Source organism: Desulfonema magnum, assembly GCF_017377395.1.
GTDB lineage: Bacteria > Desulfobacterota > Desulfobacteria > Desulfobacterales > 4be13 > Desulfonema_C > Desulfonema_C magnum.
Genome location: NZ_CP061800.1, coordinates 7,271,898 through 7,286,017 on the forward strand (window position 1 = coordinate 7,271,898; position 14,120 = coordinate 7,286,017).

At 44.4% G+C, this 14,120-nt stretch carries 11 protein-coding genes; 6 read left to right on the top strand and 5 right to left on the bottom strand.

The genetic code is table 11. The annotated features are described in order from the left end of the window. Positions 1-216 precede the first annotated feature (216 nt). Positions 217-2,829 (top strand): [protein-PII] uridylyltransferase, encoded by a 2,613-nt coding sequence (gene glnD / locus dnm_RS27900; protein WP_207680151.1) that lies wholly within the window; start codon positions 217-219, stop codon positions 2,827-2,829. Between the two features lie 147 nt (positions 2,830-2,976). Next, a complete protein-coding gene (locus dnm_RS27905; RefSeq protein WP_207680152.1) occupies positions 2,977-3,666 on the top strand; it encodes a hypothetical protein in 690 nt (229 codons plus the stop codon). A gap of 251 nt (positions 3,667-3,917) precedes the next feature. Here dnm_RS27905 and dnm_RS27910 read toward each other — a convergent pair whose 3' ends face one another. From dnm_RS27910 to dnm_RS27920, 3 genes are all read right to left on the bottom strand, one after another. After that, on the bottom strand, positions 3,918-4,565 hold the full coding sequence (locus tag dnm_RS27910) for a hypothetical protein (RefSeq protein ID WP_207680153.1): 648 nt from the start codon (positions 4,563-4,565) through the stop codon (positions 3,918-3,920). Between the two features lie 491 nt (positions 4,566-5,056). After that, positions 5,057-6,064, bottom strand: coding sequence for a hypothetical protein (locus dnm_RS27915; protein WP_207680154.1), 1,008 nt, complete (start codon positions 6,062-6,064; stop codon positions 5,057-5,059). Between the two features lie 97 nt (positions 6,065-6,161). Then, positions 6,162-6,512 carry a cupin domain-containing protein gene (locus dnm_RS27920; RefSeq protein ID WP_207680155.1) on the bottom strand — a complete coding sequence of 117 codons (351 nt, stop codon included), beginning with the start codon at positions 6,510-6,512 and terminating at the stop codon, positions 6,162-6,164. Between the two features lie 253 nt (positions 6,513-6,765). Between dnm_RS27920 and pbpC the strand changes: the two genes are divergently transcribed. The 4 genes from pbpC (at position 6,766) to dnm_RS27940 (ending at position 10,893) form a co-directional block, all read left to right on the top strand. Beyond that, entirely contained in the window at positions 6,766-9,177 is a 2,412-nt protein-coding gene (pbpC, locus tag dnm_RS27925; RefSeq protein ID WP_207680156.1) for a penicillin-binding protein 1C, read from the top strand. A 302-nt stretch (positions 9,178-9,479) separates the two neighbouring features. Next, the gene (locus dnm_RS27930) at positions 9,480-9,737 is read left to right on the top strand and encodes a DUF4258 domain-containing protein (RefSeq protein WP_207680157.1); all 258 of its coding nucleotides are present in this window, start codon (positions 9,480-9,482) and stop codon (positions 9,735-9,737) included. After that, positions 9,718-9,918: a DUF2283 domain-containing protein gene (locus dnm_RS27935; protein WP_207680158.1), complete on the top strand. Its 201-nt coding sequence runs from the start codon at positions 9,718-9,720 to the stop codon at positions 9,916-9,918. Before dnm_RS27930 ends, dnm_RS27935 begins: the two co-directional genes overlap by 20 nt. Positions 9,919-10,290: 372 nt before the next feature. Next, positions 10,291-10,893 (top strand): hypothetical protein, encoded by a 603-nt coding sequence (locus dnm_RS27940; RefSeq protein ID WP_246556123.1) that lies wholly within the window; start codon positions 10,291-10,293, stop codon positions 10,891-10,893. 54 nt (positions 10,894-10,947) lie between these two features. On the opposite strand, the gene dnm_RS27945 is transcribed toward dnm_RS27940, so the two are convergent. Together dnm_RS27945 and dnm_RS27950 are read right to left on the bottom strand one after the other, a co-directional pair. Beyond that, positions 10,948-11,826 (bottom strand): PEP-CTERM sorting domain-containing protein, encoded by an 879-nt coding sequence (locus dnm_RS27945; RefSeq protein WP_207680159.1) that lies wholly within the window; start codon positions 11,824-11,826, stop codon positions 10,948-10,950. Between the two features lie 1,332 nt (positions 11,827-13,158). Beyond that, positions 13,159-14,052 carry a hypothetical protein gene (locus tag dnm_RS27950; RefSeq protein ID WP_207680160.1) on the bottom strand — a complete coding sequence of 298 codons (894 nt, stop codon included), beginning with the start codon at positions 14,050-14,052 and terminating at the stop codon, positions 13,159-13,161. Positions 14,053-14,120: the final 68 nt, after the last annotated feature.

Sequence of the window (14,120 nt, forward strand, 5' to 3'; positions counted from 1 at the left end):
ATCTGGCAAGAGTATTAAGATAAGAATTACCTGCTGATTCTGCTTAGAAATCTTACGATTCTGTAATTAATATGGCCGAACTCTTACAATTTTGCAAGGTCTGAGCACCTTGTTTCTATGTTTTTTTCAATCATATCCATCTGAACTGAAACATAATTTAATATTTTTTATCATAATGGCATGTCTTTTGCTAATAATTAAATCAGGAGTCAGATAATGAGAAACACAAATGAACACACTTCAGATATACTTCGGAAAAATCGGGAGCAGCTGATATCAAATTTTTTAAACGGAGACGTTCCTGATTTCCTGGAGCAGAATGCCCGGCTTTTGGATGATTATTTCCGTGAAAGCTTTGAAAAAAGCATGGTGGGTCTCAGGATGGTCATAAATAAAACCCCCTATGCCATTATTGCTCTGGGGGGATATGGCAGAGGAGAACAGTGCATCCATTCAGATGTGGATATTCTTTTTCTTTTTGAAAAAAATGTTCCGGATGTGGCTGAGGAACTGATTCAGGAAGTTGTGTATCCGCTTTGGGATATCGGGCTTGATGTGGGCCATGCGACACGGTCGCTTGAAGAATGTGTGGAGCTTGCGGGTCTTGACATTGAGGTGATGACATCTCTTCTGGACTCCAGATTCATATGCGGCATGTCTTTTCTGTATTCAAAGCTGACAGAGAAGCTCAGGAAAAAAATTGTTCTCAGACGAGCAGACAAGTTTATTCGCTGGCTGATTGAAAAAAACCGGGAGCGGCATGAGTATTTCGGAGATTCAGCATATCTGCTTGAGCCGAATCTCAAGGAGGGTCAGGGGGGATTAAGAGACTACCATACGCTGTTATGGATTGCCCGGATAAGAACAAATGTCAGGCAGCCCAGGGATATGGAATACTACGGATGCCTTTCCCATGACGAATTTAACTCGCTCACAGAGTCGCTTTCATTTATCTGGGAAGTGAGAAATCGTCTGCACTTTATGGCCGGGAGAAAATATGACCAGCTTCATTTTGAATATCAGGAAAAACTTGCCAGTGCCATGAACTTCAGAAAAGTAAACGGACAGCAGTCCGTGGAGGTCTTTTTAGGCAGGCTTCATGCACAAATGGAGTTTATAAAACAGCGGCATCTCTTGTTTCTTTATGAATTGGAGAATACAAAAACGCAAAAACGCAAAAAAAAGCTTACGCAGCAGACCAAAACAGAAGGTCTGGAAGTGAAAAAAGGAACGCTTCAGTTTGCTTTTCCCGAGGAAATTTTTAACACGCCTGATCTTATGATAAAAATATTCGAGGAAAGCGCCCGCCTGAAACTCCCCTTAGGCCCGGAGGCCAGGCGTCTTATGAAAGATTTTATACATCTTATTGACGATGACTTCAGAAATTCTCCTTCTGCTGTGAAATCATTTGAACGAATTCTGGCCACGCCCGCGCCCACATTCAACGTGCTGAATGAAATGTTAAACACAGGATTCCTGATTCAGTTTATTCCTGAATTCAGCCACATTGAGAGTCGGATTCAATACGACGAATATCATCTTTATCCTGTGGATAAACATTCGCTGCGTACTGTTCGGATCATAAAAAAATTCGGCACATCCGAAGACCCTTTGAATGACCGTTTATGCGCTGATCTGTATGAGGAAATTACTGACAAAATCCTGCTGCTCTGGGGAGCGCTGCTTCATGATATTGGCAAGGGAGAGCCAGGGGGAAATCATTCGCAAAAAGGCGAGGAGATCGTTTGCAACATACTCACGAAAAAAGGTTACAGTCCTGAAGCTGTTGAAACGGTGTCATTTCTGGTTCGGGAACATTTGCTTCTGATAAAGACTGCCACAAGAAGGGATATCAATGATGAAGAAACAGCTATTTTCTGTGCCAGAAAGATAAAGGACACCCAGCGTCTGAAGATGCTTTACCTGCTGACCGTCGCAGATTCCGTTTCCACCGGGCCCAAGGCTTGGAATGACTGGACATCAACTCTCTTAAGAGACCTTTTCCTGAAAGTGTTAAGTATTCTGGAAAAAGGGGAACTTGCAACAACCGAGGCCGTTGAGATCATTGAAAAGAAAAAAGCGGATATTCTGAGGTCAGCGTCAGCATCACAGGAGCGGGAGGATATGGAAACGCTTTTTAATGTCATGTCCCCCCGATACTTGCTGAATACCCTTTCCCAGGATATTCTGGACCATATCAGACTGTATGAAAAACTCGGGAATGCTGATTTTGTGTGGGAAGTGGTCAGTAATCCTGATTTAAACACAAGGACGCTTACCATCTGTGCAAAGGACCGTCCCGGGCTTGTTTCAAAGATTGCAGGCGTATTCACATTAAACAGCATCAATATTCTCGATGTCCGGATATTTACATGGCGAAACAATATTGCCCTTGATGTGTTTGAAGTCAATCCTCCTCCGGATCAGGTCTTTGAGGAAGAAAAATGGCAGCACGCAAAGGAAAATCTTCAGGCAGCCCTGTCAGGCCAGTTGGAACTCGCTGCAAAACTCAGTGAGAAGATGTCTGATTATGGTATCTCCAAACCCCGAACACAGGAACGACCGCTTAAAATTGTTGTGGATAATGACAGCTCCAGTTTTTTCACTATTGTCGAAGTGTTCACCTACGACTTTCCCGGACTGCTGTTCAGAATTACGGATGCACTTTTCAGATGCAAGCTTGATGTATGGGTTGCCAAAATTGCCACAAAAATTGATCAGGTGGTTGATGTCTTTTATATCAGGGATTTTGACGGACAAAAGGCGGATTCTCCGGATCAGATAGCAGCAATAAAGGCGGCCATAGAGGAGATACTGCCAAATGAATGATTCGCAGCCTGATCCGGAATGACTTCAACGGACAAAATGCGGATTCCCCGGAACAAATATTGATAATAAAAAGATACAAAAAATGTACGTTTCTGATTCGGAATCGGTCCAGCATATTAGCTAAATTACGAAAGGAAATAAATCAGCATGAAAGCAGTATTGTCCTCACAACGTCCCTGTTACACCTCGGAATACAATACTTGGGAGGAAACGTGTATGAGTAAAAATACAGGCAGGTTTCTTTGGGAAGTAAAACAGCAAACCTCCTTTTCAAACATAAAAACGGTAAAAGTCAGTATCAGATATTGTCCTGGCATATTTTCAAAGCTTGTAGGAGTACTCACTTTAAACAATTTTGATATTTTTAATGCAATAAGTTACAGACAGGATGATAAGACTTCTCATATTTTCAATGTTCGCGCAATTCCTGGTCAGGTTCTTGATGATAAAGGATTTGTGCGTGCGGAAAACCAACTGGAAGCTGTTTTGTCCGGCAAATTGGATTTGTCGCTGTTAGTTCATACTAAAATGCCTGTGCCCAGGATTTTCAATTCTGGAGAGCTTCTGCAAACACCGCATGAGGTGATCGTGAGGAATGAAATTGATCTGACATTTTCAACGATTGAGGTGCATACTTATGACTTTCCGGGAGTTCTTTTCAGAATTAGCGATGCACTCTTCAGATCTGGTTTTTATGTTTGGACTGCCAAAATCAGCACAAAAGGCAACCGGGTGTATGATGTTTTTTATGTAAAAGATTTTAAAGACCAGCAGATAAAATCGCCAGAACAGGTGGCGGCAGTAAAGACAGCCATAAAAAAAGCACTGTCGATATAATGACAAAAGTGGAGAAGAGTGCGAAAATAAAATTTTCGCATAAATTTTTCGGTATAACGGAGTGCGAAAATAAAATTTTCGCATGAATTTCTCGGTGTAACGGAGTGCGAAAATTTTATTTTCGCATACATCCCCCCGTGTAACGGAGTGCAAAAATTTTATTTTTGCAAAGCCCGCAGAAACAAAAACCTTGCGAAAATAAAATTTCCACACTCCTTCTCTCATCAAACTGATGAGTATTATCAGCCCCCTCAGCCCCCGTCGCTATCACCGTCATCACTGTCATCACCGCTATCACCGCTGTCATTGTCATCTGAAGAAACCAGTGACTCCAAAGTCTGTTTAAAGTGGGCTGAGGCCTGGTCTGCTGAGATCAGAGAGCGTTCATTTGTGTCAGGAAAGTAACCAAGCATGTTCAGGGTCTCAAACAGTCCCCGAACCTCATCATCGTTTTCAAAATCTTCACATGACTGAGTAAAAACAATGGAATAATTCCCAAACTCATCCCGAACTTCAGGAGAAATGAGAATACCATTATCAGGATCAGCATCTGCATCCAGAGATTGCAGAAATCTGCACATATTGATAACATGAGGATGGGTTTCATCATAAGCGCCGCTGATCAGATCCACCGGTGTAATGATTTCTTTTGCTTTTGTCTGGCCGAGCAATATGCCTTCCAGAAAAAATGAGATTATTTCTCCCTCACCGTAGTAAAAAAGACCTTCTGCATCGGTCGTGCCGGATTGCGTCATTGTTTCGTACTCCACCCCTTCTACCGCGCTGTCCAAAAGGGTCCCTGTTTTTACAACAAAATCCGAATTGTCACAACCGGAAAATATGAACAGCAAGCTGGCAATCATCAACGCCAGGATTGAATGATTCAATGAAGTTTTCAAAACTTGTCTCCTTTCTTTATGCTGAATGTTTTATTAATACTCGATGATCAGATTTTCTGACCTGAGCCGGACAGCCTGTCATTCCTGCGAAAGCAGGAAACCGTTTTTTGCTGATGCCGAGGTTCCGGGAGCTGTGGATTCCTGCTTTCGCAAGAATGACAAAAAAAACTTGCTGATCGAGTAATAAGTGTTCCGATCCTGAATATAAAGCATGTAACAGATTGGCTTAATCTGGTAATTATGGGATTACATCCGGTTTTGGAACACTGCTCATTATCTTGAAACCTATAGTTACCATAAACTTGTTGAAAATGGAAATGAAAAAAGAATAGTCCCATCTGTTTTTTTATTTGGGAAAAGTTTTGTGTGCAGGTGCATTCCCAAACCCGAAGTTTGGGAACGATGAAAATTGGGAGGTGACGAAATAACGTTTTGAAAAATTAAAATATTATCGTATAAAAATATTTCGGAAACAGAAAATTGAAAATCTTTTAACGCTTATTTTTTTTCACCTTGGAACGCTTTAAACTTCCTTCGTACATTCTCATGGCTGCCAGCAGCTGCTTCTTTGTGGGGGTGGTTCTTAGGAATGTCTCTGCCTGTTTTTCATCACCGTTCAGCCCCAGAATCAGCGGCTTAATTATTTTTTTAACCACGCGTTCGCCTTTTCTCGTAAGTTTGCAAATGGAGTGGTTTCCCTTGCTCAACCGTATCACAAACCCCTGTTTATGGAGTTGTCTGACCGCATTTTTGGTATAGCTTTCACTTGCATATCCGGCTAAGTCGGCGAGTTCCGAGGGTCCCATGGTACGATCCGATGCTGACAGGATATCCACAATTTTTTTTATGGCAATCCGATACTTATCTTTTCCGCCGACCGGATAATCATAAGACACATCTTTTGGATTTTTTCCCGGTATCCACTGATATCCGATATGGTTTTCCCGGGAGGAAAATAAAGTATGTTCGATCAGACCTGCCTCGGCTAATTTTGCCACATGCCGGCATTTTCCGTTGCTGTCCCACACAGCGCTGTCACCGCTCAGATCCGAGACTTCCCGGGGCCCGTTTTCGTAAATATCCAGCAGCACCTGAATTCTGTTAAAATTATGCTTTTCACTGCTGTTTTTTCGGCTTGCCAGAAAGGATTCGCAATTTACTCCGATTTCAATACATTTGGTCAGCAAAAATCCCGCGACAGGCTGGATCGAATCGTCAATCAGCTGCCATGTGGGCATTTCCTTTTGAAATGATTTGTATTCCCAATAAGTATATCCCCTGATGACAATCCGCTTGAGAGATCGTTTGCAATACTGGTTAAAATTGTTCTTATTCAGGAATACAAAACCGCTAAGATAAGGAAATTCTTTTTTTAATTTTTCATCCATTTCCACGGGTCTTTGGCTTTTCATATCCAGAATGCCCCATACAAAAAACGCCTTGGGAAAAGTGTTCAGCACATGAAGTATTGTTGTGATATCCAGTTCCTTGTCTCTCATTTTCTTGTTTTTCCAAAGTTTGAATTTAAGTGTTTAAGTGTCTGATGGCCTGTGAAAATTTTGCCAGGAAAGAAACATTCAGACACTCAGACATTCATCACATTTCAGGATATCCCGAAGGAATCAGGCAGACAAAAACCAGTTGTCCATCCCCCGTGTTTTTTATCTGATGGTCTTCATTTCCGGGAATAAAAATGACACTGCCGGGGCTAACAGGTATCCATTTGTCATCACATAATACTTCGCCATTGCCTGAATGGATAAATATTTCATGTTCCCAGTCATGAGAGTGCCGGGGAGAATATCCGTTTTCTGACAATTCAAAAACTCTCATGCAAAAATGATCGGCCCCGTCAGCTTTGCCAATGGCGACCCGCCCTGTAACCCCTTTTACTGTGTCGGTATTCAAATATGTGGCTTCTGCCTCGGAATAGTGCATGATCTTCATTGTTTTTTCCTTAAGATTATGATATTTTTATCAGATAATAATTCAGAGGATTTCCGGAAAAGAACATACCGGCATATCTTTTTAGTTCGTAGTTCCGCCTTTAGGCAGTGTGACACCGCCTAAAGGCGGAACTACGAACTTATGGTATATTCATTTTTGGAAATCGCCTTATTTCCAATCAGTTGCTTCCGCATATACCATGTATCAGAAGCTTTGGCAACAATATTTTAATGAATGATAGCAGTTGGTTCTGATGAAAAAAAAATACGCATCACCAAATCCTTTTTACAGTGTCGCCATTCCTGTGGCATTTATTTTTATTCCTTTTATCATTTTTCTGATGATGGATAAAATGTTCCCGCTCTCCATGCCGGAAGATGAAAAAAGCTTCGCTGTGACAGTCATCGCCCGGGACGGCACACCGCTTAGGAGTTTCCCTGATGAAAAAGGCGTGTGGCGATATCCTGTCAGAGTGAGCGAAGTGTCACCCCTTTATCTTAAAGCCCTGCTCAGTTATGAAGACCGGTTGTTCTGGCATCATCCGGGAGTTAATATCTATGCGCTGTTTCGTGCGGTGTTTCAATATGTTCAGACTGGCAAACCGCAGTCCGGGGGATCCACCATCACCATGCAGGTGGCACGGCTTTTTCATCCTCACTCCAAAACCATACCTGGCAAGCTCAGACAAATGTTTCGTGCCCTTCAGTTGGAATTTTATTACAGCAAAAAAGAAATTCTGACCATGTACTTAAATTATGCGCCTTTTGGCGGACCCGTCGAGGGGGTTCAGGCTGCCAGCTTTGCCTATTTGGGAAAATCTGCCAAAGAATTAAGCCATGCCGAAGCTGCTTTGTTAGCGGTGCTTCCCCAGGCTCCCAGCCGTCTTCGACCAGATCGGCATGCGGGACGGGCTACCCGAGCGCGCAATAAGGTGCTGAACCGCATGGCACAGTTCGGGGTGTGGGACAGGGAAACCGTGGAAGAAGCCAAAATTGAACGGGTAACGCCGCGGTTTAATCCCCGGCCCATGATGGTGCCGCTTCTTGCCAGGCGTCTTAAATCTGAAACTCGAAACTCGAAATTTGAAACTCGAAACTCGGAGGTTGAAATTCGAAACTCGATTATTCGCACGTTTATTGATCCTTATATGCAGCAGGCTGTGGCAGACTTGGTTTATGGATTCATTCAGGGCACGCCCGAGCATACTTCCGCGGCTGCTCTGGTTGTTGAAAATAAGTCTTTGGCTGTAAAAGCTTATGTCGGGTCCGGGGATTTTTTGGATGACAGCCGTTTCGGGCATGTGGATATGATTCGCGCATACCGCTCCCCGGGTTCCACATTGAAATCCTTTTTATACGGGTTTGCTTTGGAAGAGGGGCTGATTCATTCGGAAAGTCTGCTTGTGGATGCGCCTTTCTCATTCAGCGGATATCGTCCTGAGAATTTTACCCAGGCTTTTTCAGGTCCGGTCAGTGTGAGTGAGGCATTGCAACGCTCCCTTAATATTCCGGCTGTGGATATTCTGGATCGTCTGGGCCCTAAATTCTTTGATACCCGGCTTCGTCAGGGGGGACTGCGCTTGCGCTTTCCGCCGCACCAGGAGCCAAATCTGACCATGATTCTGGGCGGGGTCGGGGCCTCGTTAGAGGATTTGGTCAGCGCATATACCGCTTTTGCCTGCCAGGGGCTGGCTGGCAAGCTTCGTTATACAACAGATGATCCCATAAGCGAGCGCCGTCTTCTGAGTCCGGGGGCAGCCTATATCATCCGACAGATTTTGCAGGAACATCGGCGCCCGGATTTGCCCGGGGGGCGTGTGTCTTTGGAGCATTCCCGGGGGGTGGCCTGGAAAACCGGAACCAGCTATGGTTTCCGAGATGCCTGGTCCGTGGGGGTTACGGATCGTCATACCATCGGGGTATGGGTGGGGCGGCCCGACGGAACGCCGTCTCCGGGCCAGTATGGCAGGGCAACGGCTGCACCGCTGCTGTTCTCCATTGTTGACAGCTTGCCCCGGGGATACGGGCCGCCTCCCTCAGTCCCGGAAAGTGTGGCACGGGCTGAGATTTGCTGGCCCCTGGGGACTCGTCCTTCTGGCAAAGAGGATTCCCTGTGTCACCAGCGCCGCCATGCCTGGATTCTGAATGATGTCATTCCTCCGACTTTTCCGGATCGTGCGGACCGCCATTGGCTGAGTAATCCCATGACAATTCTGGTTCATCCGGAGAGCGGCCTGCGTGTGGATGCGGATTGTCCGGTTCCGAATCCGGTGCGTAAAACCATTGCCCGATGGCCCAGGGCTGCGGAACCCTGGCTGAATCCTTGTACGAGAGCGGCTTGCCGTCCGCCTCGCCTGGACCCGGTTTGCAAGAAACCAGTCTCTTCCTGCGCTGAAAATATCCGGATTATGGGGATTGAATCGGACACTGTTTTTCGTCCTCCGGGCGCGGAAACCAAGCTGCCGACCATTACGCTTCAGGCTCAGGGCGGACAGGGGCGGCTCTACTGGCTGCTGAACGGAGAGCTTGTTCATCAGACCGGAATCGGTGAGACACGGTTTTATCAGTTCAAACGTCCGGGGCGATACCAGCTCACGGTAATGGATCTGGGCGGAAATTATGATGCTGTGGAGATTGTTGTGCTGGGGGGGAATTTTAGGGGCTGAAGTCGTCATACTGGGTGAATCTGCCATCTTTTCCGAAAATGATCCTGAACCGCTACCGGGGATTGATAAGTACCTCACCATAAGTTTTTAATATCTGCCCGGGGAAGAAACCCGGCTTTTTTTTCCGGAATGATGCTTTTCCGACAAAGGGAAAACCCGGGTTTCTCTGTCGCTCACAGAAAAAAAGCTGTATAAAAAACTTTTGATCAGGTACTTAAATCCGCCGGAGTAATATGAATTTTAAGATGAGAAAATTGAACAGGAACATGGGTAATCACTTTTTAAACTAACGGAAATTGTTCATGGAATATACCAGACATTTCAACGAAATGCTCGAAGAACGGAATATCCGCCGGTCATGGGCGGAGGAGACCCTTCAGAACCCGGACAGGACTGAAGACCATGAGGACGGCACACGCCATTTTATCAGACAAATTTCAGAATATGGAAATCGCTGGCTGCGCGTGGTCATCAATGTGAACGCTGACCCGAACCGTGCAGTGACAGCCTTTTTTGACAGACGACTAAGGAGAAAAAGCCATGAGAATCAGAGTAGATAAGGAAAACGACGCTCTCTATTTCCGCCTTGACGAAACCCGGATCGTTGAATCCGAAGAGGTTCAGCCGGGTGTCATTCTCGATTTTGACGAAAACAATCAGGTGGTCGGGGTCGAGTTCCTGAACATATCTTCCAGAGTTTCCGGGGAAGAGCTGGCTTCCATACAATTCCGGGCAGCATGAAAACGGAATTTGGAAATGATCCCGAAAATCCCGCAAACTTCGGAGGTCTGACAGAAATCCTGTAAATCCACTTAACAGATTATAACGGATTTAGGGGAGGGAGGGCCGATCAAGCCCTGTAAGTGCGGTATATTTGTAGCAGGTTTGCAAGCCCCGTAGGGGCGACATATTTGTAGTAGTAGTAAATCATGCTGAAAATATGCCGCCCCTGCGGGGCTTGGCCGGGCCTGCATGATGAATGCTACAAATATGCCGCCCCTGCGGGGCTTGACCGGCCTTCCCTAAATCCGTTTATAATCAGACAATAATGATGTGACTGTGATAGGCTTTGGGTTGTTGAAAAGAACACCAAAGAATAAGGAAAGGAATATTTTGCAATTAGAAAAAATTACATTACCGTCTGAAAAATATTTGCCTTTTTCAGACAAATTAAAATCACTTTACGCGGCCATGAATGAAAAATACAAAGAAGCTGCGGATTTCTATGGTTTTCATTGTTCCGGATGCGAAGATAACTGTTGTCTCACCCGGTTCTGTCATCATACGTTTTCGGAGTATTTTTATATTCTGGAAGGATATAAAACACTTAAGCATGAACAACAGACAGAAGTCAGAAAAAAAGCCTCGGATGTATGCAGAAAAACGGCTGAAGCTGACGAAAAAGGTATGCCGGTGCGGCTGATGTGCCCTCTGAATTTTGACGGTCTTTGTGTATTATATGATTATCGTCCCATGATATGCAGGCTGCACGGCATTTCCCATGAACTTCGGCGGCCAGGACAGAATGCCGTTTACAGTCCGGGATGCGAAGCTTTCACAAAACAGTCTGAGGGAAAAGGGTATTTCCAATTTGATCGGACCCCCTTTTATATTGAAATGGCAAAATTAGAAGCAGAACTGAAACAAGCCTTTGGTATTAAACAAAAATTCAAAATGACCGTTGCGGAGATGCTGACCTCGGAAATGTTCGAATAAAAAAAGCAGAGCCGGTTTCGGCTCTGCCTTTTTGTCAATGGATAATTATATCAATTATTTAAATTTTTTTCTCAGTACTGCAAGACCCGCAAGACCGGAGGCCAGCAGAAACATGGTGGCCGGTTCGGGAGTAGCCGCGCTTCCGCTTCCGCCTGAGACGCCTGTTGTATTCCCGGATGTATGGGTTTCATTGACAGCCTCAGTGACAGTACTCGGATCTATCTCGTTAAACGTATCATCAACATAAGTGGTCTCCTCAGCCGGAGTCGTTATTTCATTTTCTGTTGCCGGAGGTGTTTCCTCCTCAGTCGGAGAAGAAACGTCCATAGGCTCATCAGTTGTATATTCCGGAGGCAGGGAAGCGATTTCATCCGTTGCCGGCGGAACAGCAGACGGTGTATCTGCCGGAGCTGGAGCCGAACTTACAGGGTTAAAAGCTGCCTCTGGAACATAACCTGTGTTATACGCCGTACCAGCTTTGGCCATTACCTGAAATTCCACTTTCTCCACATCATAATCCTGAGAGAATTTTTCATAGTCTATCTTAAAAGAAAATTCAGCTTCTTTAAACTCATTCGGTGTATCCCACTTGAGAATGTTGACACTGTCCCAATTCGTGCTTCCGTCATTTCCCACACTGGGTTGGCCAGGGCCTTCCATGTTGCTTGCCTCAACATATTTTGTCATATCAATGAAGCTTCCCTCATACATGAAGCCCAGGTTCCAGTGACTCAGCGCCTTGCCATTATTTTGGGTCACTTTGTATTTCCAAGTCGTATTATCCTCTGACACGCCTGCGAAATCAATGTTGTAAGTTGAGGTTGTCGTCTTCTTTTTGCCCTCATGAGTCAGCTGCACCTCCACAGCGCCGGCAACACTGACCATCCCTGCAACCAATAACATAATTGTTAATGCTGCTAAAAACTTTTTCATTTGACACCTCCTGCAATTTTACTTTTAAATAACCTGTTCTTAAAATCCTGACTTTAGCCTTATTTATACTTAAAGCAAGAACGGTACCAAATCGTGTCAAAAAATATTTTTTATAAAATATATTTTATATTCAATCTGTTAAAAGGTATATGTTGAAAAACACAAAAATATACACTTCTGCTGTAAGTGTTCAATTTAAACATTTTGTCTAGTCAAAGTGTTCAAATTGAACACTTATTGAAAGGATAACTCAGATATTGTTTAAAAAATTTTGGCAGGGACAGCATGTTTGTAGTTTAAAAGATAAGTATTCATAAAATAAATCTTATTTCTTAGATATTGGTTATTCTGCCAGTTTTTGTGGTTTCTCAGCCTGAAGCTAAAATTATTTATTTTTAATGATATTTTATAGGTTATGATAAAGTTGCGCTATTCCGGCTAATAACAGAAATGCTTTTAAATTAGTGAGCAAATTTCGGGTTACCGACAGCAGCCAACCGTCAGCTACCAGCCATCAAAGACCATGTCATCTCGTAAATCCCTCCCCTCTCAGCAAAACATAAACAGCCTGATATTATATTTTTCATCCAATTAAATAGCACGGCTTTATCATAAAAATATAAAATATAATTTCAAGAAGTTAAAAAATTACCAATTCCGGCTTCCGCCTGAGAAATCGGGTGGGTCCCGCCTTTTACACATCCGAAAAAATCAGCCACAAAGCCACAAAGGAACCACAAAGAGACTTCGTGAAATTTTGCGCCTTCGCGGCTTCGTGGCAAAAAAACGGATGTGTCCCGCCTTTTACACATCCGAAAAAATCAGCCACAAAGCCACAAAGACACAGAGGAACCGCAAAGAGACTTCGTGAAACTTTGCGCCTTCGCGGCTTCGTGGCAGAAAAACGGATGTGTCCCGCCTTTTACACATCCGAAAAAATCAGCCGCAAAGACACAAAGACACAAAGGAACCGCAAAGAGACTTCGTGAGACTTTGCGCCTTCGCGGCTTCGTGGCAAAAAAACGGATGTGTCCCGCCTTTCACACATAAAACCTGTCCTTGTGTAAAAGGTGGGACATACCCGAGAAATCACAGAAGCCTGCCGGATAACCGATGTCTGAAAAATCAGGTTCATTTTATGCATAAGTATTTGGTGGTGTTCTAAAACTGGACTTGTTCCGATATTTACCAAATTGATTCAGAGGGTTAAAAAATTTAGCTCCACTTTTAGAACATTACCTAAGTATTTTTACGGATTATCAGGATATTACAGATTCAGATGCCTGTTCGGATATCCTGCCTGTATAACCTCTTCAAAATTTTTACTTATTTTTATGAGAAAGCCATACTGTCATTCCCGAGTTCGCATTTCAGAACGGCGGCGGTCTTATGCTTTATATCATATATGAAACAGGTTTCCTCATGCTTCCCGCAAAATTTGCCGATTCCCGATTTCAGGTCAGTTCCGTGATCCGCTATGATTTCTCTCGGTACTCCGGTTATTTTCGCGGCATGTTCGAGCTGTTGCCAGACGATCTCTCCGTCCGATTTTGTCACCGGAAGCAGGGAAATCGGCTCCGCATCCTCATGGCTGACGCATCTTTCGGGGCATGGCAGAGAGGAAAGAGGGATGCCGAGGATCACCAGACACTTCTCCGCTCCGATCTGAATCGTGTGATCGACTATCCATACCCACTTCGCCGCCTTCGTCTTCGGTCTTGTGAGCTTGTAATATCCCAGGCGGAGCAGCCACAGTCTGCCGGAATACCATGACGGAGAAGACATCGGAAGACGGAGGAACGAGATGAATATCTCAATGGCGCGGGCCGCGCCCCGGAGACATGTCGCCGATGACAGAACCAGAGAGACAAAGAGGAAAATGTGGGCAACAGAATAACTGTGGCCGGAAGGAAAAATGTCAAACTCCTCGGCATATCCCGGCATATCTGCCTTCCCGTCATCTTTTTTTTTCAATGTCTCATACTCTTTCTCTCTTTTCCGTTCCTCCGATTTTATCCGGGCAAGTTCCGCCCTGAGATCTCTCACCTGATTTTTAAGTTTCTCCCTGCCTTTTTCCAGAAAACGGACTCTGTTGCTGAGACGTTTGTTCCTCACTCTGGCGTCACGGCATTTCTCTTTCCACTGATCGCGACTTTTCTCAAAAAATCTGACCAGCTTTCTTCGGGGGCTTTTATAAATTTTTTCTCCGTTTTGCGCATCTCTCATTTTTTTTGCCCTCCTTTTTTTCTTATTTTATACAAACTGGCAGATAATATCATAAGTCAGTTTAAAAC